22 protein-coding genes are annotated in these 23742 nt (G+C 42.0%); 9 read left to right on the top strand and 13 right to left on the bottom strand.

The window, feature by feature from the left end; translation table 11 throughout:
* Nucleotides 1-16 precede the first annotated feature (16 nt).
* Genes MUCPA_RS21310 through MUCPA_RS21300 form a run of 3 tightly spaced genes read right to left on the bottom strand, consistent with a single transcriptional unit; the run spans nucleotide 17 to nucleotide 2161 of the window.
* A complete protein-coding gene (locus MUCPA_RS21310) occupies nucleotides 17-667 on the bottom strand; it encodes a DedA family protein (RefSeq protein WP_008509217.1) in 651 nt (216 codons plus the stop codon).
* Nucleotides 668-725: 58 nt separating this feature from the next.
* Nucleotides 726-1448, bottom strand: a complete 723-nt coding sequence (locus MUCPA_RS21305) for a DUF4397 domain-containing protein (protein WP_008509216.1) — start codon at nucleotides 1446-1448, stop codon at nucleotides 726-728.
* 38 nt (nucleotides 1449-1486) lie between these two features.
* Nucleotides 1487-2161 (bottom strand): DUF4397 domain-containing protein, encoded by a 675-nt coding sequence (locus tag MUCPA_RS21300; RefSeq protein WP_008509215.1) that lies wholly within the window; start codon nucleotides 2159-2161, stop codon nucleotides 1487-1489.
* A 244-nt stretch (nucleotides 2162-2405) separates the two neighbouring features.
* On the opposite strand from MUCPA_RS21300, the gene MUCPA_RS21295 reads away from it, so the two are divergent.
* Both MUCPA_RS21295 and MUCPA_RS21290 read left to right on the top strand, forming a co-directional pair.
* Nucleotides 2406-2879 carry a ribonuclease H-like YkuK family protein gene (locus MUCPA_RS21295; protein ID WP_040626244.1) on the top strand — a complete coding sequence of 158 codons (474 nt, stop codon included), beginning with the start codon at nucleotides 2406-2408 and terminating at the stop codon, nucleotides 2877-2879.
* A 262-nt stretch (nucleotides 2880-3141) separates the two neighbouring features.
* Nucleotides 3142-3516 (top strand): SRPBCC family protein, encoded by a 375-nt coding sequence (locus MUCPA_RS21290; RefSeq protein WP_233276774.1) that lies wholly within the window; start codon nucleotides 3142-3144, stop codon nucleotides 3514-3516.
* A 204-nt stretch (nucleotides 3517-3720) separates the two neighbouring features.
* On the opposite strand, the gene MUCPA_RS21285 is transcribed toward MUCPA_RS21290, so the two are convergent.
* The 5 genes from MUCPA_RS21285 to MUCPA_RS21265 all read right to left on the bottom strand — a co-directional run bounded on the left by MUCPA_RS21285 (nucleotide 3721) and on the right by MUCPA_RS21265 (nucleotide 11280).
* Complete coding sequence (locus MUCPA_RS21285; protein WP_008509212.1) at nucleotides 3721-5100, bottom strand: acetylxylan esterase; 1380 nt, start codon at nucleotides 5098-5100, stop codon at nucleotides 3721-3723.
* An 18-nt stretch (nucleotides 5101-5118) separates the two neighbouring features.
* Entirely contained in the window at nucleotides 5119-5991 is an 873-nt protein-coding gene (locus MUCPA_RS21280; RefSeq protein WP_008509211.1) for a hypothetical protein, read from the bottom strand.
* A 28-nt stretch (nucleotides 5992-6019) separates the two neighbouring features.
* On the bottom strand, nucleotides 6020-9007 hold the full coding sequence (locus tag MUCPA_RS21275) for an acetylxylan esterase (protein ID WP_008509210.1): 2988 nt from the start codon (nucleotides 9005-9007) through the stop codon (nucleotides 6020-6022).
* Between the two features lie 8 nt (nucleotides 9008-9015).
* Complete coding sequence (locus MUCPA_RS21270; RefSeq protein ID WP_008509209.1) at nucleotides 9016-10254, bottom strand: acyltransferase family protein; 1239 nt, start codon at nucleotides 10252-10254, stop codon at nucleotides 9016-9018.
* Between the two features lie 75 nt (nucleotides 10255-10329).
* The gene (locus MUCPA_RS21265; protein ID WP_008509208.1) at nucleotides 10330-11280 is read right to left on the bottom strand and encodes a TIGR01212 family radical SAM protein; all 951 of its coding nucleotides are present in this window, start codon (nucleotides 11278-11280) and stop codon (nucleotides 10330-10332) included.
* 212 nt (nucleotides 11281-11492) lie between these two features.
* Here MUCPA_RS21265 and MUCPA_RS21260 point away from each other — a divergent pair, with 212 nt between their 5' ends.
* Nucleotides 11493-14972: a methylmalonyl-CoA mutase family protein gene (locus MUCPA_RS21260; RefSeq protein ID WP_008509207.1), complete on the top strand. Its 3480-nt coding sequence runs from the start codon at nucleotides 11493-11495 to the stop codon at nucleotides 14970-14972.
* A gap of 93 nt (nucleotides 14973-15065) precedes the next feature.
* On the opposite strand, the gene MUCPA_RS21255 is transcribed toward MUCPA_RS21260, so the two are convergent.
* Both MUCPA_RS21255 and MUCPA_RS21250 read right to left on the bottom strand, forming a co-directional pair.
* Complete coding sequence (locus MUCPA_RS21255; RefSeq protein WP_008509205.1) at nucleotides 15066-15404, bottom strand: type II toxin-antitoxin system RelE/ParE family toxin; 339 nt, start codon at nucleotides 15402-15404, stop codon at nucleotides 15066-15068.
* Nucleotides 15394-15624 (bottom strand): hypothetical protein, encoded by a 231-nt coding sequence (locus tag MUCPA_RS21250; RefSeq protein ID WP_008509203.1) that lies wholly within the window; start codon nucleotides 15622-15624, stop codon nucleotides 15394-15396. Before MUCPA_RS21250 ends, MUCPA_RS21255 begins: the two co-directional genes overlap by 11 nt.
* Before the next feature lie 356 nt (nucleotides 15625-15980).
* Here MUCPA_RS21250 and MUCPA_RS36310 point away from each other — a divergent pair, with 356 nt between their 5' ends.
* The 5 genes from MUCPA_RS36310 (at nucleotide 15981) to MUCPA_RS21225 (ending at nucleotide 20090) form a co-directional block, all read left to right on the top strand.
* Nucleotides 15981-16835 carry a LiaF transmembrane domain-containing protein gene (locus MUCPA_RS36310; RefSeq protein WP_008509201.1) on the top strand — a complete coding sequence of 285 codons (855 nt, stop codon included), beginning with the start codon at nucleotides 15981-15983 and terminating at the stop codon, nucleotides 16833-16835.
* 23 nt (nucleotides 16836-16858) lie between these two features.
* Complete coding sequence (locus MUCPA_RS21240) at nucleotides 16859-17206, top strand: DUF4288 domain-containing protein (RefSeq protein WP_008509199.1); 348 nt, start codon at nucleotides 16859-16861, stop codon at nucleotides 17204-17206.
* A gap of 9 nt (nucleotides 17207-17215) precedes the next feature.
* Nucleotides 17216-18253 carry a sensor histidine kinase gene (locus tag MUCPA_RS21235; protein ID WP_233276773.1) on the top strand — a complete coding sequence of 346 codons (1038 nt, stop codon included), beginning with the start codon at nucleotides 17216-17218 and terminating at the stop codon, nucleotides 18251-18253.
* Nucleotides 18250-18996, top strand: a complete 747-nt coding sequence (locus MUCPA_RS21230) for a LytR/AlgR family response regulator transcription factor (protein WP_008509195.1) — start codon at nucleotides 18250-18252, stop codon at nucleotides 18994-18996. Before MUCPA_RS21235 ends, MUCPA_RS21230 begins: the two co-directional genes overlap by 4 nt.
* A gap of 389 nt (nucleotides 18997-19385) precedes the next feature.
* On the top strand, nucleotides 19386-20090 hold the full coding sequence (locus tag MUCPA_RS21225) for a L,D-transpeptidase family protein (RefSeq protein WP_008509194.1): 705 nt from the start codon (nucleotides 19386-19388) through the stop codon (nucleotides 20088-20090).
* 102 nt (nucleotides 20091-20192) lie between these two features.
* On the opposite strand, the gene MUCPA_RS38315 is transcribed toward MUCPA_RS21225, so the two are convergent.
* From MUCPA_RS38315 to MUCPA_RS21210, 3 genes are all read right to left on the bottom strand, one after another.
* Complete coding sequence (locus MUCPA_RS38315; protein WP_008509193.1) at nucleotides 20193-20441, bottom strand: hypothetical protein; 249 nt, start codon at nucleotides 20439-20441, stop codon at nucleotides 20193-20195.
* A gap of 90 nt (nucleotides 20442-20531) precedes the next feature.
* Nucleotides 20532-20810 (bottom strand): hypothetical protein, encoded by a 279-nt coding sequence (locus tag MUCPA_RS21215; RefSeq protein WP_008509191.1) that lies wholly within the window; start codon nucleotides 20808-20810, stop codon nucleotides 20532-20534.
* Nucleotides 20811-21086: 276 nt separating this feature from the next.
* Nucleotides 21087-22109, bottom strand: coding sequence for a fumarylacetoacetate hydrolase family protein (locus tag MUCPA_RS21210; protein ID WP_008509190.1), 1023 nt, complete (start codon nucleotides 22107-22109; stop codon nucleotides 21087-21089).
* A 452-nt stretch (nucleotides 22110-22561) separates the two neighbouring features.
* Between MUCPA_RS21210 and MUCPA_RS21205 the strand changes: the two genes are divergently transcribed.
* Entirely contained in the window at nucleotides 22562-23716 is a 1155-nt protein-coding gene (locus MUCPA_RS21205; protein ID WP_008509189.1) for a homogentisate 1,2-dioxygenase, read from the top strand.
* Nucleotides 23717-23742 lie beyond the last annotated feature (26 nt).

Raw genomic sequence — 23742 nt, 5'->3', positions numbered from 1 at the left:
GTTTAATAACCGTAGATTAAGCGGCTTTGCCAGCTGATTTGTTTTTTATTGCCGCGTAAATTGGCGGAACTACGGAGAGTAATATGATAGCCAAAACCACAATAGTGAAATTTTTCTTCACCACCGGGATATTACCAAAAAAGTACCCGATCATTAAAAAACTGATAACCCATGCTAAACCGCCGATAATGTTATATAAGCTATAACGTAAAAAAGGCATGCGGCCAACGCCGGCTACAAATGGTGCTATGGTACGTATGATAGGTAAAAACCTGCTGAAGATAACTGCCTTACCGCCATGTTGATCAAAAAAGGCCTTGGTTTTTAAATAGTACTCGAGCTTTAATATCTTATTGTCGGCCTTAAATACCTTTACCCCTAAAAATTTACCCAACTCATAATTAACGGTATTGCCAGCAAAAGCTGCAACAACTAAAAGCAAAGCCATAATATAAATATCAAGGCCCGATTTACCGCCTGCTATCAGTGCGCCGGCAGCAAACAATAACGAGTCGCCTGGTAAAAAAGGTGTTACCACAAAACCGGTTTCGGCAAATATTATCGCAAACAGAATCAGGTAGGTCCAACCCTGGTAGGTACTTGTAATAGCAGCCAGGTGCTTGTCAATATGCAGTATAAAATCGATAAGGCTTTTGATAAATTCCAAAACAGTTAAGATTAGTTAAGTGGCAAAAATATAAATATCCCGTATCAATCCGATACTTTTATTTATTAGTTATCACATTCAGGCTCAAGGCAGCGGTATCTGTGCGCCCCACCAAACCTTTGGTAAACAAAGTGTAAAGCTTCCCATCTTGAACGGTAATACGCGACAGGTCGGTTAATACGCTGGCTGGGGCGCCTGTAGCAGTAATTTTAAAATCGTAAATACCGGCGGGCACTTCCACATATCCGGATACTTTTTTATAGGTCATTTTGGTAAAAGCCGTAGTTCCGTTGGCCAACATATCCAGCGCGGGTGTAAGGGGAGATGCATTGATGAACCTGATTTTTCCGCGCCCCTGGGTGGGTACTGATGAAGTATCAACGGTAAATATAGTACTTAAGCTATTAGTGGAATTTAAACCTACTAAAAACAAGGAATAACTTTTATTCACCACAATGGTATCAATCTCGCTGGTTAGGCCGGTATTAGGATAGGCCCGCAGCTGTATGGTTAATGCCCCTGAACCTATACTGTAGTATGCCGGGGTACTGGAATATCGGAAATACGTTTTTGAAGCGGTAACGGTACTGGTTGAGCCCAATTGAATATTATTGATAAAGGCGGCAATTGGCCCCACATCCGGGCTGGTATTAATGATGGCTATCTTGGTGGTTGTTCCGGTAGGATTAACTACATTACCGGCGTTACCACATGATGAAATTACAGGTATAATGAGCACCAATGCCAGCAACAGATATAAGTTATTCAGCTTATTATTCATTTGATATTTAAAATACAACTATGTTGCGCTAAAATTTATTAATTAACTCTTAAATTATAAGTAAGGCCCGAGCCTTTATACGAACCATACAAATACATTGTATAAATAGTACTGGCCTGCAAAGTTATTTGGGTGCTTAATAAACTGGTGCTTGTACCCGATACATTTACTTTTAAGGTTACTTTACCGGTATCAACCCTGTTAAACGCCGATACTGATTTATAAGCCTGTTTTGTTATTGATACCTTATTTATGCTTACATCATAAGCAGGCGAGTCCGAAGAGGCATTGATAAACCTGAACTTGGGTTTATAACTCAAGGTATCTACCACGGCGGTATCCCTGCTATAAATAAGATCGGATGCTGATTTTCCAGCAACAAAAATAGTAGTGTTACCTGCAGGTATATTGATATTAACTCCTGGTGTAAAAACATCATTGCGTGTATCGTCGTATTTAAACGATATGAGTTGCTGCCCCTGTGCGATGCTCATATATCCCGACGAATACTCATAATCTATTCTGTTGCTGTTTTGCCGCGTACCATTCACATACATATTGATAGCACTTGAGTTTGGTATCAAATTATAAAAAGCCACCTTTCCGGGTGTTGCCGGGATTTCGACTAAATCGCTGTTATTTTTATTGCACGACAAAATTGAGCCCACCGCAAACGATGCTGCCAATAAGTACGACCAGGGTTTTATATTCATTATTCACGTCAAAAATAAATCTATAATACCTAATTAACGAATTTGTTTGCATAACGCATACGGGCGACAAAATATAAACTTTAAAAAGCATGGGGATGATTGTTCGCAACCAAAAATGAATTAAAGTGTTGATATTAAAGAAGATGTTAACAAATAAATCACACTAAGATTACATGATATTGAATACTTAAGCCTTAACTTTAGTAAACCTAGTTTGGGTTTGCTTAAAAACCACCATCATAGTATGACTTGGAGAAAATTTAGCGGCGAGATTATCCAATTGCCCATTATCGAAGAAGTTGAAAAAGCTATTGAAAGAGAAGCCAACCTTGGCAACAAGTTAAAAGTTTGTATCGGCACGGATTCTCAGGTAAAAGGGGCGATAACAGACTTTGCCACCGTTATTGTGTTTTTACGTGAGCAACGAGGCGGCTTTATGTTTATCCACCAGGAACGCACATCGCAAAAAATGACCATTAAGGAGCGGATGCTGAACGAAGTGCAAAAGTCAATCGACATTGCTTACAAATTATGCGACCTGCTCGACTTGTATGATGTTGACCTGGAGGTTCATGCCGACATCAATACCAACCCGATGTTTAAATCAAACCAGGCCTTACACGAAGCTATGGGTTATATCTTAAGCATGGGCTTTGTATTTAAAGCCAAGCCTGAAGCTTTTGCCAGCTCGTACTGCGCAAACAAAATGGTGCAGTAATACCCCGAGGCGATTATTTATTTAATCGTTTAATTTCACTTTTCAGTGAGGTAAGGGATATTTATCCTTCAACCGCCTTATTTTAAGATAGATTATCGCTTAAATTTTATCTAAAAAAATCAAAACAATTTTCAATCCGATGTGTTACCGCAAGGTGAAAACATATCATTTTAAATTTGAGCATAACCTTCCTATTCCCTTAGCCGAAGCATGGAACTTTTTTTCGTCGCCACTCAATCTCTCAAAGATTACCCCGGCGAAAATGAATTTTGAAATTACATCTGATTTCACTGCCGACACCAAGATGTATCCTGGTATGCTGATATCCTATAAGGTGTCACCAGTATTGGGTATCAAAATGAATTGGGTAACCGAAATTACCCACGTAAAAGATTTGGAATACTTTATTGATGAACAACGCACAGGCCCTTATGCCATGTGGCACCACGAACATCATTTTAAAGAGATAAAAGGCGGCGTACATATGACGGATATTTTAACCTATGCCATCCCCTACGGCATTATAGGCCAGATAGCAAACGCCGTACTCGTTGAAAAAGAAGTAAAAAACATATTTGCTTATCGCGAAAAAGAAATAAACAAATTATTCGGTGTATACCGCGCTGGCGGTTATTGAGTTATTCGGTTAGTCAATTATTGGTTAATAGCTTATAGGTGATAAGAGTTTCCTGCAGTGATTTTTAATGCAATTGTCTGGTTAAACAGGTTATTGATTTAAAAATTGCGATTAATTATTCGCTGCGGATTCAGGTCAACGATTAGAAGAATTATAGGCCGCATTTGCGTAACTTCAATACCCCAAACTCAATAACCAGCCCCCTCATGGTAATCTCAAAATATCCTGAAACCATAAGTACTGATACGTATAATAAAGCGCATCAACCTCGTGTGTTTTTTCGGGACTTGACCATACCTCGTTATTCTTATTTTTCATTTGGTTAAAGAGCACAAAACTACATTGCGGCGGGCAAAACTGATCAAGCAAACCAATTCCCATCAGTACCGGGCAATTTACCTTGTCCGCAAAATTTAAAGGATCGTAATAATCCCAAACTGCAAATAATTTATCTTCTGTAAACGCCGGGTGAGTGCGTAAGTAATTAGTGATCATCCCTACCGGTGTTCTGGATTTTGGATTAAGCTGGGTAATTTCAACGGCCTTTCTAAAATCAGCATACAAGGGTACTTCCATGGTCACCAGCTTCACCCGTTTATCCATAGCGGCCAAAGCAATGGCCAAGCCGCCACCCTGACTGGCACCATCCACCATAACCCGGCTGGTATCAAGCCCCAAATCGTTGTGTGAGAATAAAAAATCCAACCCACGCACACAATCCATGTATACTGCGCGGTATACATAATCATCCCGACTTTCAATGTTATACAAATTATATTCGCCGTGTGTATTGATGGCATCCCGCGCATTGCCATTACCGCGAACGTTCAAATTAAATACCGCAAAATCATCGTCATCCAAACTCGGCTCCATGGCCACAACATAACCGGGCAATCTGTATTTTACAGGTAGTTTCTTAGGCCTGTCTTTAGGGATACTTAACCAGCCTTTTATTACCGCGTTACCCCACGAATGCATTTCCACCAAATAAACTGATTTATTGTTGATGGATAGCGACTTCTCCAGGGTAACCTTATACCGTGGCGCAAAGGTTTTTAACGAATCAAGTGTATTGCCCCAAAATTCGTCAAAATCAGCGGGCCTGTGCAACTCTGTAGTCAACTTACCGGGATTCAAACCAAATACACGCTTTACAGTGTCATCATAATAAGTTAAATGCATTGCAAAGCCAATTTTATAAAAGCCGGGCAGCTTACAGTTAATTTTAAAATGGTAGCCTTTTTTTTCGCCGTTGGCAAGATTAACGTTTACCGAATCAGCATAAACAAATTCATCTTCATCGGTGGTTACAAAGCAAACCAGGTTACCCTGTTGTCTAACTTTATAATCGTTATAAAGTTTAACCCGGTAATTAATACCTTCCTGGTTTTTAAAAATAGCGCTTTTTACACCGGGCTTAACGGTAATGTATACATTACCCTGTACCTCGTTACCATCTTTTGAAGGCTCTGCCTCCAACTTGCCCTTGTTAAAGTTTTCGGGCAATATAAACTGGGCATAGGTATTAACTCCGTATACCAACAGAAAACCAAACAATAAAAGTATTTTAAAACTTAGTTTCACGACATTGATGTTATCAGGTTAGTATTTGTACACGTATCCTATTGATAGTGTTGAACCATCGCCGGTGTTGCGCCCGGTTATAAATTTACTAAAGCTTAAAAACAAACTTTTGTTTCTTTGAATGCTGTATGAATAACTGGCAGTTAACTGGTTAAACGAAAAATCTTTGGTAGTGGCAACATCCAGCGGGTTTACAACATTCAGCGAATTTTTAACAGCGCTAAAAGAGTACAACGAAGTTCCGGCGATAGAAAGCTGATTTTTTTTAGTGAGCGAATAACTCAGGCTCAGCGAATTTTTGAGCTGAAAAGGTGCCAAAGCTCCCATATATTGCCTTGAGCCTGTTGACACTTCAAAATAAAACTTTTGAGATAAGAATTTAAAATCGCCAGCTCCCAATAATCGCACTTCGGTACCTAATTGCTGATAGCCTAAACTTTTATCGCTTGTGTTTTTATATAAGGGAATGATTAAATTTCCTTGAACAGAAAAATAAAAATTATAGTCAATATTGAATGCATAATACCTCACCCCTACTTCAGCATCACCTAAGCCGCTTACGCTGGTGGTTGCTGAACCAGGTTGATAAACCCGGTTAATAAGGTATGGTACTGTAGCCATCAGGGATATCTTTCTGGAAAAACCGTACTCGCTGTTAACTGATAAAATGGCCGAACCAAATTTAAGCCCATCATCGTACTTATGATACAGGCCATTCTTATCCCAGTAAGTACTGTTAAAGAAATAAGCTGCGGCAGGTATTAAAAATAACCTTTTTTTGCCTACAGGTTTTCCACCGGCAAAAGCACTTGTGTAAGGAATAACTGATGCTATAAAAAAAACAAGTAATGTTACTCTTTGTAATACATTATTGCCTGTTCTGCTTCTCATGCTACAATACATTTATAAATATAGCTGTTTAAAATAATCCAAAATTATCATTCACCATTTTAAATGAAAAATTGCCAAAATCGTCTCCTACCTGGTGACCCAAATTGGGGAAGATAAAGATCTTTTTTTTGCCTTTAATATTGTTGTAGGCAGGCAGCTCGGTATTGGGCGGCGCCAGCACATCCAGCAAACCAATCCCTACAACCGATTTACATTTTATGGCATCAACAAAGTTTTTCAGGTCAAAATAATCAAGGTTATTTAATATCTTATTGAAATCCTCATCGTTTTGCCTGGCGTAATTTTGGATGGATCCCATCGGGAATTCGTTACGGCCAACCATTTCGCGCCAATCGCTAAAAGCGGGGTTACCCGCAGAGCAAATGGTAACCCTGCTATCCAAACTCGCCAATACCAGCGACAGGTAGCCGCCCATGCTGCCGCCGTTTACAAAAATCGACGTGGCATCACATTCCGGCCTGCTGTAAACAAAGTCCATCATCCTCACGCAATCCATTATCGCTCCCCTAAGGATATATTTGTCCCTATTCGTAATATCCTTGGTTAAAAACTCTTCGCGCCCTACCTTTAACACATCGTTGCTGTTACCAAGGCCACGTACATTAAGCGCCAGAGCGGCAAAATCAAACATATCATGTATAGGCTTCAAATTGGCACCATAACCGGGCAAAGCAATATATACCGGTAATTTTTGATTACGCCTCCGGTCTTTAGGTAAAGTCATCCAACCACGCACGGTTAAATTGCCGATGGATTGCATTTCGATCAGAAAAACATGGTCGCCGTCTTTAGACAGCTCGGGCTTTTCAATCATCCGGAAACGGGGCTCAATACCGGAAAGTTCTTTTTTTGCGGTGGCCCAAAACTCGTCGAAATCTGCCGGTTTGGGATGCTTTGAATTGATATTATAAATATCCACACCAAAAACCCTGCGTACGGTATCGTCGTAATCATTTACATTGATCATGAAGTTAACTTTATAAAAACCAGGCAACTGCGCAGGGAGGTTTATATGCACCTGCTTACTCGCTTTACCCGCCAGATCCACATCGAAAGAGCTGGTTGATAAACTTTTACCATCCATAGATGATACTTCGCACGACACCTTACCTTGCTGCCGGGTATTGAAATGATTTTTGAGATCGAGATTGTAAAATATGTTACCACTGCTTTTAAATATGGCCTCTTTATTACCCGGCAGCTCGGTAAGGCTTACCGTTTCGTTTTCATCCGGTGAGCGTTGTTCAGCCTGCCTGGCAGGTGCGGCCGCATCAACACGAAAAATCCGCCTTAAAGTATCGGTATAATCGCCTGTGCGGAGAATAAAATTAGCCTTGTATTTCCCCGCCGATTGCGAAGGCAGATTAATACGGATTTGACTTAAGGCTTTAGGCGCCAGCTTGACGGCCACAGATGTTAAAGAGATAAATTGATTATCGACAGTCATAATCTCGCAAGACAACATTCCCTTTTGTAGCTTGTCGAAATTATTTTTCAGATCGATGTTGTAATAAATAGCGCTCTTACTACTAAACTCGGCATTCTTAGCTCCCGGATGGCCAACCATACCAATTGGCCGGAGGCTGTTATCCCGTGTCGAATTATCATCATCTGTCGCAGTGTCCGCTAAGGCCTCGGTCGGTTCATTTTGGCCAAGGGCGGTGACCCTGTTAAACATGTGGAAACCGTTATACAACCATGCAGCTTTAAAGCTACCCAGGCTTTGATCAATCTCGTGCCCGAGGTTGGAGTAAATAAACAATTTTTTGGTAGACGAGATGCTATTATAGGCTACCAACTCGGTATTGGGTGGTGCAAAATTATCCAATAAGCCTATAGCCATCAGCACATTTGCTTTTACCGTGGGCATAAAATTTTTCAGGTCGAAATAATCCAGGGTTGTTAATACCTGCTCTGCATTAAGGCGTTTTAGCTTTGCAAAATTCAGGATCGCCGACATGGGGAAGGTGCCGTAGCCTACCGTCCACCTAAAATCAGAGAAGGTGGGGTTATCAGCAGCCACCATAGCCACCCGGTTATCAAGCCCGGCCAGTACCAGCGAGAGGTATCCGCCCATGCTTCCGCCGGTTACAAAAATTGATTTCGCATCCAGGTCTGCATTCCCCGATATAAAATCCAGCATGCGCTCGCAATCCATAATAGCGCCCCGAAGGATATATTTATTCTTATCATGGATATTATAGGTAATAAAATCTTCTTTTGACGGATTTACAACATCCCTGCTGTTTCCCAAGCCACGCACGTTAAGGGCAATGCACGCAAAATTTGGAACGCCCGGTATGGGGTCCAAATTTGCTCCGTAGCCAGGTAATACCATGTATACAGGCAATTTTTCGTTGAGTTTCTTATTTTTGGGTATCGTCATCCAGCCACGCACAGTGATGTTGCCTAACGATTTCATCTCCACCAGGTAAACTTTATAATCGCGTTGCGCACGGTCGGGCTGCTCAGTAACCTTAAACGCTGGTGGTACCTGCGCCAACTGGGCCTTTGCCGAGCGCCAAAACTGGCTAAAATCTGCAGGCTTTAGGTGGTTTGATTTAATGGTATAGATATCTACACCAAAAACGCGCCTTACGGTATCATCATAATCGGGCAGATTAAGCATAAAATCCACTTTATAAAACCCGGTTTTCTGAGCCGGAATTTCAACATATACCGTTTTAGTGGCATTAGCATCCAAGTTAACAGAAATTATTTTTTGGTTGATGAGCTTGCCGCGTGGGGTACTGATGAGGTAAGATAAAGTTCCTTTCTGGCTGGTTTTGTAACTACTTTGCAGATTAATATGATAGCCTATCACCGAATCGGCCTTAAATATAGCATCTTTTTTCAGGGGATGCTCCGTCATCACGACTTCAGGTGCCGCATTACTTCTCTGGCGTGGAGCCTGAGCCATCAGCCTGTTGCCTATAGCTATCTGTAAGATTAAAACGAGGAGCCATATAATAGGTAAAGTAAATCTCAATTTCATTTTCAACATTAATCAACTTTTATAGCAGTAGCATTCTCCGGATGGTGGCTCTTGTTTTTCACCAAAAAATCCGACTTACGGATATAGTGGTTTACAGGCTCCTCAATATTTTTGAATAAAATTATGGCTATCCCGTTTAATACCACAAACAAATACAGCAGGTTAAGCTGCTCATTTTGGAAAGGCGAAACCCAATCTACCCCCCATTGATCGTACAGCTTAAAAACAGCATCGTTAAGCCAGTTAACAGAAAAATTAAGCATGTTATAAACGTACCCCAAATGAATAAGGTAAAATATATAAGAGCTTTTACCCAACAGTTCGACAAATTTATTCGACAATATTCGTTTTAAAACCGTGCCATCCTCGGTTATCAATCCATAAAAGAAAATGGCAATGCTGATGGCGAGCAAATAATTATTGGTTATAATGCCAAGCGGATGCTGTTGCCCAAAAGCAAGGCCCGGTAAAACAGGCAGTACAGACATGATCCATACGCAAACAAATATCAACACGAACCCCAAATAAGTGAACTTGAATTTATGGTTATTTGCTAATCCATTTTTCCGGATGTACAAGGCCAGCATTATCCCGGTAAAAAACTCGAAACAACGGCCCAAAAAAGTAAATAGCATTAAAAAAGTAAAGTTACCGAAGAAACCATACCAGTTCAGGTTTCGGAACATAAGCACCAGCAAAAAGCCGAAGCCGGTTATCATAAAGGGTTGCAGATACGGTTTACCATACTTTTTAGCGAAATAAAACATAAACGGAGCCGAAAAGTAGAAACACTCCTCTACCGTGAGCGACCATCCCTGGGCTATGCCGGTAAATTTAAGCTGATCAAAAAAACCGCGTATGAACGTAATATTCATCAGGAACATAAGTACAGGGTGCCCGGTACCCGCAACGATGGATTGATCATGACTAAAAAAATAATACACAAACGCACCCAGGGTGAGTATAGCATACATGGGGTAAATGCGCGCTACTCTATTTTTAAGGTATTTTTTAAACCAATCCTTGTTTAAAGAAAAGTTGTCGTAATACCTGAAGGCGATTAAAAAACCGGATAACACAAAAAATATAGTTACACCAATGTGGAACTCCCGGAAAAAACGTTGCACAGAATGGGGAAAATATTCATCAAAAACATACCCGAAATGAGATACGAATACCAGGTAGGCGGCCAACGCACGAACTCCTGTTAAAGCCGGAATATAGTTTTGCAGAGATTTTTGAGACAAAGCTTATCTAATTTATGTTCTGTTGTAACCACTAAGCTCATAATAAATGCAAAGCAGATGCCAACGAAGCACGTATCAATATGCCGATCCCTGCACAATTCCCCTAGTACGGATAGCCTCGTCGATAAAATGCTGGATCTCGGATTTTTTTAGTTCCCAGTTGGGGGCTATTAACAGTTCGCGGTCCGACAATCCGAACAGCCTTTGTATCACAATGTCAGGGCGAACCAAAGGTAATAACTCGCATAAAAAGTCGGCATACTCGGGCAAACTGAATAGCTTAAATGGCTCACGTTTATATTTAACGCCCATAATGGAGCCTTCAACAATATGCAGGTGATGAAATTTAACAAATTTAATTTGCGGAAAACGGTTGATCTCGTCGGCGTAAGCCAGCATCATTTGTTTGGTTTCCCAGGGGAAGCCAAAAATGGTGTGTACACATACATCCAGCTTAGAGTTTTCCAGCAGGGCAAGGGTTTTAATCAGTTCGTCGTGGGTACAACCACGGTTAATTTGCCCGAGGGTATCGTTGTATATCGACTCCATCCCCATTTCCAGGTCAACATCAAAACGATCGGTATAACTTTCAAGCAGGGCTATCTTTTCGGCATCTATACAATCCGGGCGGGTACCTACCGATAAACCTACAATGTTTTCGGGCTCAATGCTCAGCGCTTCATCGTACAGCATTTTCAGATAATGTGTGGGCGCGTAAGTATTGGTATTGGGCTGAAAGTAAATAATAAATTTATCTGCCTTATTGCCATTGCGGGCACGCTCCATCCCTTTAATTACCTGCTCGCGTATGGAAGGGTTATCGCGCGATACCGATGGCGTAAACGAATCCACGTTGCAATAGGTACAACCACCAAAGCCTTTAGAGCCATCGCGGTTAGGGCAGGTAAATCCACCATCAACAATTACCTTAAAAACACGTTGCCCGTTATATTTTTTGCGCAGCCAGGCGCCATAGTTATTATAGTTCTTAAACCCGGGAATGGCCGCTGTTAATTCGTTTTGCATTGCTGCAAAGATACAAATCATTTTTAATGCGAATGGGGCTGACCTGAACAGCAGAATTGCCACGGAAGCAAATTAATAATTTAACTATAGTGCCTTTTATAAAAGGGATTTTTACACGCGTTGGGATAAATTAATACCCACCCAGGTTAGCTTAACCAATTTTAGCAACAACGAGTATTTTAGCTATTTTTGTTTTATAACCAATTATACTGATGGAAAACTCCACTCCATACCTGCCGCAAAATAAAATTCGTTTTGTAACAGCTACTTCTTTGTTTGATGGACACGATGCTACCATTAACATTATGCGTCGCATTTTGCAATCTTCGGGCGTCGAGGTAATCCATCTTGGGCATAACCGCTCGGTTGATGAAGTGGTGAACTGCGCCATTCAGGAAGACGTTCAGGGTATAGCTTTAACATCATACCAGGGCGGCCATCTTGAATACTTTAAATACATGCACGATTTGCTGAAGGAAAAAGGTGCCGGGCATATCAAAATTTTTGGAGGCGGCGGCGGAGTTATTTTACCATACGAAATTAAAGAACTACAAGATTATGGCATAGCCCGTATTTACTCGCCGGATGATGGGCGACAGATGGGCTTGCAAGGCATGATAAACGATATGATGCGGCAGTGCGACGTGCCGATCAAATCGTACCTAAACGGTGAGATTAAACAACTTCATCTTAAAAATAATAAGGCCATAGCCACAGCCATCAGCGTTGTTGAAAATTACCCTCAAAATGCTGATGGATTTTTAAATGAACTTAAAAAGGCCGGCTCGCGGCAAATCCCCGTTTTAGGAATCACCGGAACAGGTGGCGCGGGTAAATCGTCGCTGGTTGATGAACTGGTACGCCGCTACTTAATGGAGACGGATAAAACTTTGGCCATCATCTCGGTTGATCCCTCCAAACGAAAAACCGGCGGCGCTTTATTGGGCGACCGCATCCGCATGAATTCCATTAACAGCCCGCGCGTTTATATGCGTTCGCTGGCTACGCGGCAAGCTAACCTGGCCTTATCTAAATACGTGCAGGAGTCGATTGATATTTGCAAAGCCGCCGGATACGACCTCATTATTGTAGAAACCTCGGGTATTGGACAATCGGATACCATGATCACAGATTACTGCGACCTGTCCTTATATGTGATGACTCCGGAATTTGGCGCAGCCACCCAGCTGGAAAAAATTGACATGCTTGATTTTGCCGATATGGTGGTACTCAACAAATTTGATAAGCGTGGTGCTTTGGATGCGCTACGCGATGTGCGCAAGCAATATAAGCGTAACCACCGGCTGTTTGATGCCAGGGATGAAGATCTGCCTGTTTTTGGCACCATGGCCTCGCAATTTAACGATCCGGGTATGAACAGCCTGTTTGCGGCGCTGATCCGTACTATTAAAAATAAGACTGGCGTGGACTTTCACACCAAAATGGAATTGATTGGGAAAGATGCCGAAAAGGTATACATTATTCCACCTGAACGCATCCGTTACCTTGCGGAAATTGCCGAAAGCAGCCAGGCCTACAACGAATGGGTTAACAACCAATGCAGGATAGCGCAGCAAATGTTCCAGGTAAGGGGTGTAATAGACCTCACCCAAACCCTCTCCAAAGGAGAGGGCTTAAACGGAAACGTCATAACTGCCGATTTACTAAACTCCCTCTCCTTTGGAGAGGGCTGGGGGGAGGCTCTTTACACACAACTGGAAGAGAGCCTGGATGGCGAGTGCCGCCGGTTATTGCGCGAATGGCCCAAAACAGTTGAGACTTATAAAGCCGACGAGTTTATTTTTAAAGTGCGTGACAAGGAGATCAGGCAATCGCTTTACTACACCTCCCTTTCGCAATCGCGCATCCCCAAAATATCCCTGCCTCGTTATGAGGCCTGGGGTGATATTTTACGCTGGTTATTAACCGAAAATGTTCCGGGGGAATTTCCGTACGCGGCCGGCGTTTTTCCGCTGAAACGGGAAGGAGAAGACCCTACCCGGATGTTTGCCGGCGAAGGTGGCCCCGAGCGTACCAATAAACGCTTCCATTATGTATCGTTAGGGCAGTCGGCGCACCGGCTCTCTACCGCGTTTGATTCGGTTACCCTTTACGGGGAAGACCCGCATGTGCGCCCTGATATTTATGGAAAAATAGGAAACTCTGGTGTAAGCATTGCAACGCTGGATGATACCAAAAAACTTTATTCGGGTTTTGACCTGTGCCATGCAGCAACATCCGTTTCCATGACCATCAACGGACCCGCACCAATGTTGTTGGGCTTTTTTATGAACGCAGCCATTGATCAGCAATGCGAAAAATATATCCGCGAGCACCATCTGGAACACCATGTTGAGGCCAAATTTAAAGAGCTTTATGACGATAAAGGATTAGAAAGGCCTAAATACCGCCTCACCCCGGCCCTCTCCAAAGGAGAGGGAGTGGAAAAGTACGGTGAGAAAGGCCTCTCCATTGGAGAGGATTTAGAGGGGGCTGGCGGCCTTGGCACCATGCTTCTTGGCCTTACCGGCGACCAGGTTTTACCGACCGATGTTTATGCTCAAATAAAAGCCTATACCATAGCAACCGTCCGCGGAACGGTTCAGGCCGATATATTAAAGGAAGATCAGGCCCAAAACACCTGCATTTTCTCTACCGAGTTTGCCCTGCGGATGATGGGCGATATGCAGCAATATTTTATCAGCGAAAAGGTGCGCAACTTTTATTCGGTTTCCATCTCCGGTTACCACATTGCCGAGGCTGGCGCCAACCCGATTACCCAACTGGCCTTTACCTTATCAAACGGTTTCACTTACGTTGAATATTACCTTAGCCGCGGCATGCATATCGATGATTTTGCCCCCAATCTGTCGTTCTTTTTCTCCAACGGTATCGATCCTGAGTACGCGGTTATCGGCAGGGTTGCCCGCCGCATTTGGGCTAAAGCCATTAAAAATAAATACAAGGGGAACGACCGGTCGCAAAAATTAAAATATCATATCCAAACCAGCGGGCGATCGTTACACGCTCAGGAGATCGACTTTAATGATATCCGTACCACGCTGCAAGCTTTATACGCCATTTACGATAATTGTAACTCGCTGCATACCAATGCTTACGACGAAGCAATTACCACTCCAACTGAGGAATCGGTGCGCCGGGCTATGGCTATCCAATTGATCATCAACCGTGAGCTGGGTCTCGCCAAAAATGAAAACCCCATACAGGGAGCCTTCATCATAGAGGAACTAACCGACCTGGTAGAGGATGCCGTACTGGCCGAATTTAAACGCATTAATGACCGTGGCGGCGTATTAGGCGCTATGGAAACCATGTATCAGCGTGGCAAAATACAAGAAGAATCCCTTTATTACGAAACCCTTAAACATACAGGCGAATATCCTATTGTTGGTGTAAATACCTTTCTCAATAAAAACGGCTCGCCAACCATTATTCCCTCTGAAGTGATCAGGGCCACCGAAGATGAAAAACAATACCAGATAACCGCGCTGCAGGCCTTTCAGCAACGTAATGAAGCTCTTGCACCACAATTATTAAAAAATCTGCAAAAAGCAGCTGTTGCAGGCGAAAATATTTTTGAGCAATTAATGGAGGTATGTAAGTATTGCTCGTTAGGACAAATTTCGCACGCGCTGTATGAGGTGGGCGGGCAGTACCGGAGGAATATGTAGCGGCGGATAATTAAGACCTTTATTTGAGACCATACATTGGCATCATTACCTAAAAATCAATAAAGGATATTGAGTTGGCAGGCGTGATACTTTTTACAGGCCTGCTGTTTTAATTAATTTTTTGATATCCTCTTTCGTAATTGAGGATTCCTCTGATTTATCAAAAATAGTTATTAAAAAAATCTCTGTAATTCCATCAACTTCATTCACAAGGTATGTAACAACTCTGAATCCGCCGCTTTTACCTTTGCCCTTTGACTCGTCAGCAATCCTGATCTTATAAATATTGGCACCGTAGTTTACTCCCAATGTAGGATTACTGAGTAAATCTTTTTGAAGTTGGTCTAAATTTTCAGGTAAGGAACTGTACTTTTTAATAAGACGCTTTGCTTTTTTATAAAAAAAAGGAGTAAGATGAACTCTATTTGTCATTTAACAAATCATCCATCGTTAGTGGCTTTAATTTGCCTTCTCGTATGGCTTTCACTTCATTAAGGCCTGTTTGAATGTCAGCTAAAAGCTTGGCCTTCTTTATTACTAATTTGCCTGACACACTTTCACTATCAACCACAATTTCGCCACCAAGTTCTTTTACAAACTTTGACAATTTGGTTTTGGCATTATCTGGAATGGTAATAGTTAAAGTTGTCATATACAAATTTAACCAATTTTCATTTTAATTAAAACACCTTTTACTAAAACCGCCAGGAACAACCGAACAATCTTATTCCCTGCTGCCAATTTTTATTGTACACATTCATAAAGCATTCAACCAATAACCAATGTAATTACGAGATCTTATTATTCTGTGTGATAATTATTGTTGTCAAAAACCTCAATTCATCAATATTAATTATAATGATGTCCATCCTCTCTCCATCAACTTCTAAATTTCACCGACAAAATCACACCTCTTACCGAAAATTGAAAGTACATTACCAACTTTGCTTTGGTTACCTTTAATTGTTACCTTACTTTTGGTTTATAAATATAAGAGACACACCACAAATGCAAAACGATATAGAACCAACAAAAAGCCGCAATAATGGCAAAGTAATAGCAGGATTTATCTTGCTCACTTTGGGCGGCATCTTATTGCTGCAACAGCTTGGCAACTTCCTTTTCCCATCCTGGGTATTTAGCTGGCCCATGTGGCTAATTGCCTTAGGCCTGTACTCGGGTGCTAAACACAATTTCAGCAAGCCTACCGCTTATATCATGATCGTTATAGGCGTGATATTTTTAGCGGACGACATTTTCCCGGGCGTTAACCTTTCAAACTTGTTTTGGCCGGTTATTATTATTTCGATAGGTTTTATGATGATTCTTGGCCGCAATCATAAATGGGATGCCAGCCGTTTCCGCAGAGACAGACGCTGGAACCATAACCGCAACACGGATAAACATTGGGATTGGGACAAGCAAGTTAATCCGGATAACCCTAACGAACCCATAAAAGATTATAGCAACATGAATTACTCCGACATGAAGGCCGAATACGGTCCTGGTAAAGCCGGTAACCTGAGCGAAGACTTACTGGACGCTACATCCATTTTTGGCAGTTGCAATAAAACCATACTCTCCAAAAATTTTAAGGGCGGCGAGATCATTAACATTTTTGGCGGCGCCGAAATTGATTTTACGCAAGCGGATATTAACGGGCGGGTAGTAATTGATGTAACCCAGATATTTGGGGGTATTAAACTACTGGTGCCTCCTCACTGGCACGTTACGTCTGATATGGTGGCGCTATTTGCCGGGTTTGATGATAAGCGGAAGCATAAAATAGATATATCTACCGATAAGGTGCTCGTTATTACCGGTACCTCCATTTTTGCAGGTATCGAGATCCGCAGTTATTAACAATAATAAAAAAGCCAAGGTTTATGAGTTGGTATGTAGCTAAAATAATTTTCCAGATCGTTAGTGGCGAGGGTAACCACCAGCCGCAGTTTGATGAGCAACTGCGCCTGGTGAAAGCCGACGATGAAAAACAGGCTCTTGAAAAAGCTTGTGATTTAGGCCGTAAAAATCAGGACCGGTTTGTTAACAGCCAGCAGCAAACCGTTCAATGGCACTTTATTGATGTTGCCGAGCTCAATAAATTAAGCGAATTGGCAGATGGCACCGAACTTTATTACAACATACACGAGGAGCCGGATGCCGATCTGTATATCAAATGGGCCCATCACAAATCCGCACTGTTAAACAAAACCGATTATTCATTCAGTTAAACAAAAACCTTGGCAACAACACAAGCTATTTATTCAAAAATAAGTTTAACACTGGTGGCCTGCCTGTTAACATGGGCTGCCATGCAGGCTTATATTATACATAGCTTTGGTTTTAACTGGTATATGGCCATTGTTGACAGTGTTATTAATACCATACTTTTAACAGCCGCTTGCTGGCTGATCAACAACAACCTGCGCTACTATCAGCCCGGTACCAAGGGTTATATCAACCTGGTAGTTTGGTGCGGTGTGTTGTCCGGACTTTGTATTACCGCCGCCCGTTGGCTGCTACCGGCATTGATTGCTGATAAGATTTATAAAGATTTTCTGCTGCAATCATTAATTATCCGTTTTTTTATTGGTTTCCTGGCCGTGGGCTGTATGGCTATGGTGAGCGTTATTTTTTACAGCCAGCTTGACCAAAAGAAAAGCGATAAACGCAAAGCGGATGCCGAAAGACTGGCCCGCGAGGCGGAGCTATATAACCTGCGCCAGCAACTCCAACCGCACTTTTTGTTTAACAGTTTAAACTCCATCAACGCATTGATTGGCATCCGCCCGGAGGAAGCCCGGAAAATGATCCACCAGCTATCCGATTTTTTACGTGGTACGCTCAAAAAAGACGATCAGGAGCCGGTAACCTTAGCCGAAGAACTGGCGCACCTGCAATTGTACCTGGATATTGAAAAGGTACGCTTTGGACATCGCCTGATTACCGAAATCAGTTGCGACAGCAAAAGCGGAACTACCCTGCTACCTGCCATGCTTTTACAGCCAATTGTAGAAAATTCTATTAAATTTGGATTGTATGATACCACCGAGGAGGTAACCATCAGTATCCGTGCAGAGGTTAGCGATAATTATTTAGTATTAATGGTGCAAAACCCTTATGATGCGCAAACCACCCGGCCAAGGCAGGGAACGGGTTTTGGTTTAAGTGGTGTGCAACGACGCCTATACCTGCTGTTTGCACGTAACGATTTGGTTGAGACACACGCCGAAGATAATTTATACACAACGATTATAAAAATACCCCAGTTAACATGAAACGAGCTTTAATTATAGATGATGAACCCCTGGCCCGTTTAATTGTGAGGGAGTATTTGATGGATTTTCCGCAGATTGAGGTTTTGCAGGAGTGTGGCGATGGATTTGAAGGTGTAAAAGCCATTAACCAATATCAGCCCGACCTGATTTTCCTTGATGTGCAAATGCCCAAGATCAACGGCTTTGAAATGCTTGAGTTGGTTGAAAATCCGCCTTCGGTTATTTTCACAACCGCTTTTGACGAGTATGCCATTAAGGCTTTTGAAACGCACGCGGTTGATTATTTGCTGAAGCCTTTTAGCAAAGAACGTTTTACCAAGGCTGTTGATAAATGGCTTCATCAATCGTCGCCGTCGAAGCCGCAGAAAACCGCCGAAGAAATCACTAACTCGACTGTATCCGCGTCGCCTGCCCAACATGAACGCATTGTAGTTAAAACCGGAACTAAAGTGAAGATCATCCCTGTTCAGGATGTGCAATACCTGGAAGCCGACGACGATTATGTAAGCATCCATACCCAGGAAGGCTCGTTCCTGAAAAATAAAACCATGAGCTTTTTTGAGCAGACCTTAGATCCGCGCCAGTTTGTACGCGTACACCGCTCCTACATTTTAGCAGTACAACAAATTACCCGCATTGATCCTTACGAAAAAGACGCACATATCGCCATACTCAAATCGGGGGCCAAAATACCGGTAAGCAAAGCAGGCTATGTTAAGTTGAAAAGTGTTTTAGGCATATAATAATATAGTTCGTCTGGCTTGCACATTCAGGGCAAGGACATTAAAAAGGTAAGAGGAGGCCCCTACGAAGCCAAAGCAGGTTAAATGCCTTTTCTATAAACAGGCTACTCCGCTGGAGTAAAAACAACCTGTAAATACTTAGCAGGATTATCTAAAAAACTGTAAATTTTTTCAGGACGATACACTGTTAAAGAGCTCCGGTAGGAGCTTCCTGTTTATAGGGGACAAAAAAATAAGTTTTGGCTCCGTAGGCGCCCCCTTGTCAGCAGGGTTCCTTTTTTCGCTACTAAAATCAAATGAACTTTTTAATGCGGCCGCCTTGAGCTTGCATTTTGTTTGTAATAGATTGCTGGCGTATCATTATATTGCAACATCATTTTCAAAAACTTATGCTTAAAGCCCTGTTAGTATTGATCAGTTTTTTCTTACTGATTAATCATCCCGTAACCGACCTGCCCGACAGTAAACTGGCTGCGGACGTAAGAGCCGCTGTTTGGCCCCGTCTGGAAAAAGAACTAAACAATGGCGGTTTCAAAGCGGGCAGCCCCATCTACATCCGCATATTTAAAGAAGAACATATTCTTGAGATCTGGGTAAAAAAAGACAGCACCTACAGCTTATTTAAAACTTACCCGGTTTGTTATTTTTCCGGAGGTTTTGGCACTAAAACCCGGATAAACGATGGCAAAAGCCCGGAAGGGTTTTACTACATTACACCCTGGCAGCTTAACCCGGTAAGCCACTACCACCTGGCCATCAATATTGGGTACCCCAATCAGTTAGAAAAATCAAAGGGCTATACCGGCACAGATATCATGATTCACGGGCACTGCGCATCCATAGGATGCTACGCCATGACCGACCCTTTGATCGAAGAGATTTACACCGTAGTTTACAAAAGCCTTGCCGCCGGCCAAACTGCTATACCTTTACATATCTTCCCTTTTAAACTCAACGCCACCAATATGAAGCTCTGCGCGGCATCCGACTATTTTAGCTTTTGGAACAACATGAAGGCTGGGTATGATCTGTTTGAAAGCAGGCGCATCCCGCCAGTGGTATCAGTGGTTAATAAGCAATACGCTTTTAAATGAGGAAGCGCTTTTTTATTGTAAGGTTGGAAGGAGTGCATGTTATGGGTGCTTTTGGCAGTTTGAAAATGAATCACATTTGACTTTGTTAAACTGTATTATTTATTATTCCGGTTTAACATTTGATATAGCCTCGCTAATCTTAGGTGTTACAGTATCCACAAGGAATTTGACAGTTCCAAGTCTATCTGTCAACAATCGAAAGTCACCTTCGCTACCGTTAAGGATAACGCTTTGGGCCCCGTTAGTATCAACAGTTCGTGAGCCCCTAATCTTCAACTCTAATTTAGCTATTAACAATTCAACTATTAGAGTGAACTCATTAACACCTATTGTAACTTCCATATTCTTCATTAGGTTGATTGTTTATTTAGCTGATAGCTATAATATTCTATCATCATAAAATAGTCTCGAAGAATTTTAACACTTCTTTTAATTCTTACTCTAAATTGATTCATTCGTTTGATTATCAATTTGTTGAGCAATAGAATCAGCCAATGGTAGAAAGTTTGCTCTTGTGACAGCAGGGGGTTGATTTTGATTCATTGCTTCTACTAATCTTAAGAGAGTTGCAAGAAATTCATCTTTTCTTTCTCTTTCAAAAATTATTTCCCAATTTGCTAATCTATTAAGAGTTACCACAAACCCATCTAAAGGGTTTGTTCCGTTTAAGAAAATATTTAACCTCGATAAAAGACCTGCGTCGATAGTTAATTGTATCATAATTAATGTTATTTTAATAATTTATCATACAAATATATATGAAAAAAAAACGAAATTCAAACGAAAAATCGGTAAAATAATAACTTTAGCTTTTTTCGACTCTTATAGATTAATTAATCTATAAGAGTCGAAAAAGTGCATTTCCTGCTCAGAATCGCCACTTTTTGAAATATCACAGAAATGTCATTTAATTAAAAACCGTCGGCTACTGAAATAATAAATACATTCTATACTAATATTCTAATCTTTTACTGACAAATCTTCCCCCCTCCATAATCAAGCTCTCAACTTTTCAACCACCCCAACCTTCTTTAAATTCAATATAGAAAAATCGCTGTTCGCTTTGATAATGGTGTTGCTCAACGCCCCAAGCCCGGTAACTTCCATTTCAACAATATCGCCAGGTTGCAGCCATTGCGTTTGATAGTCAGGATCATTTAATAATCCGGCGCCGTTAAGCTCTAAAAAGCATCCGGTGCCAACCGTTCCAGAGCCTATTACATCTCCGGGTAAAACATCGCAGCCGTAGGCGCAACGCTCTATAATTTCGGCAAAGGTCCACTCCATGTCGGCCATGGAGCCGCTTGATACTTCTTTGCCGTTCACCCAGCATTTCATTTTCAGGTCGTAACTATTGCCAGTATGGCCCGGCTTGGGGGCTACTTTGTACGGCTCCAATTCATCAGGGGTTACTAACCAGGGGCCAATCACGGTCGAAAAATCCTTGCCTTTGGCTGGGCCCAGGTTCAGCAGCATTTCTTCCATCTGCAGGGTGCGGGCGCTCATATCGTTCATAATCATAAAGCCTGCTATGTAGCTATCGGCTTCGCTGGCTTTAATGTTACGCCCTTTTTTGTTAAGCACTACGGCCACTTCCAATTCAAAATCAAGCTTCTCAAAATGGTCGGGCATGCATTCAATATCACCAGGGCCCTGTATGGCGTTATGGTTGGTAAAATAAAATATAGGATATTGGTCAAACTCGGCAATCATGCCAACCTTGCGGTTACGGCGGGCGGTTTCTACATGCTGCCTGAAAGCGTAAGCATCCCGGCACGATGCGGGGTATGGCACCGGGGCAATAACTTCAAAAAACACTTCTTCCCGGGCTTCTATTTTGCCCGATTGAATGCCGTGATGTACATGCTTGGCGTGTTCCATCAGTTCTTCTCCCTCACATAAAAAATCTTTCATATTATCGGGGATCAACTTATCGCACGAATGGAGATTATAGATATGCCCGTTTACAAACACACCCAAATGTTCACGATCTTCTGTTTTATACGATACTAACTTCATGTGATGATTATTTAATTTTTTTAATAAGGGATATAATTAAATCAGCCGGTTGTTATAGCGGTTACTAATGATAGTTGGTTGATCAAAGCTAAACATTTTGAAAATATTGCAACGCCCCTGCCCACCAAAATTATGTTTGCATCATAAACTAATTAAACCTAACTTTGCTTACACCAATATGAACTTCAACAAGTATCAATATCTGAAACAAGGACTTATCTCCACCAACGTGGCGGCCTCGTTTCGTTATGCGATGCTCACCAAAATTATCTTCGCCCAATATTCTCTGTAATTTCTTGTTGAACTATTTCAAAATTGAAATGCGGTAAGTCTGCCTTGCCATTTTATTTTGAACTTCAGCAACTCTTCTTCTTCTGAAAGCTTAAACAACTTTCAAACCCGATAGCGTTTCAACTTTACAACGTTCAAACTTTACAACTTAATTAAGCACCATGCCTATTTACCATACATTAGGTACCATTCCTCCAAAAAGGCACACCATTTTTCGTAAGCCCGATGGCGAATTGTATGCAGAGGAACTGGTTTCTACAGAAGGGTTTTCGAGCCTGTACTCGCTGGTTTATCATTGCTATCCCCCAACTATTGTAAAAGCCTTAGGCGAGCCGTATTCGGTTGAACCTAAAATAGCACGCGAGAAGCACTTAAAGCATACCAGCCTGATAGGTTTCAATGTAAAACCCGAGGATGACTATCTGCAAAGCCGTAAACCGGTTCTGGTCAATCAAGACCTGCATATCTCACTGGCTGCCCCGCGCAAATCCATGACGGACTATTTTTATAAGAATAGCCAGGCCGACGAGGTGATTTTTATCCATGTAGGTTCGGGTAAGTTAAAAACAGGGTTCGGGGAGATTAAATTTACTTATGGCGATTACCTGGTAGTGCCAAGAGGAACCATTTATCAACTGGAATTTGACACGGAAGATAACCGCTTGTTTATTACAGAAAGTTTTAGTCCTATCCGGTCGCCCAAGCGTTACCGTAACCATTACGGGCAATTGATGGAACATTCCCCCTATTGCGAGCGCGACATCAGGCGACCATCGAACCTGGAAACGCACGATGAAAAGGGCGACTTTAAAATACTGATCAAAAAACAGGGCCTCATCTACCCTTATATTTACGGCACGCATCCTTTCGATTTTATTGGCTGGGATGGTTTCCATTATCCCTGGGCATTTTCCATTCACGATTTTGAGCCCATTACGGGCCGTCTGCATCAGCCGCCACCTGTTCATCAAACCTTTGAAGGGAATAACTTTGTCATCTGCTCCTTTGTTCCGCGTAAATACGATTACCATCCCCTATCCATACCGGCCCCTTACAACCATAGCAATGTAGACAGCGACGAGGTTTTGTATTATGTAGACGGCGACTTTATGAGCCGCAAAAGCGTGGTAAAGGGCCAGATAACGCTCCACCCCGGAGGCATCCCGCACGGCCCGCATCCCGGAACGGTAGAAAAATCAATCGGTAAAGAAGCAACCCAGGAACTTGCTGTGATGATAGACCCCTTCCACCCGTTGATGATAACCGAAGAAGCGTTAAAAATAGAAGACGAGAATTACTATAAAAGCTGGCAATAAAGCTTAACTAAAAGTTAGTGTTAGTC

The sequence above is a fragment of the Mucilaginibacter paludis DSM 18603 genome, assembly GCF_000166195.2.
GTDB classification, from domain to species: Bacteria; Bacteroidota; Bacteroidia; order Sphingobacteriales; family Sphingobacteriaceae; genus Mucilaginibacter; species Mucilaginibacter paludis.
This window is presented reverse-complemented; position numbering and strand designations above follow the sequence as displayed.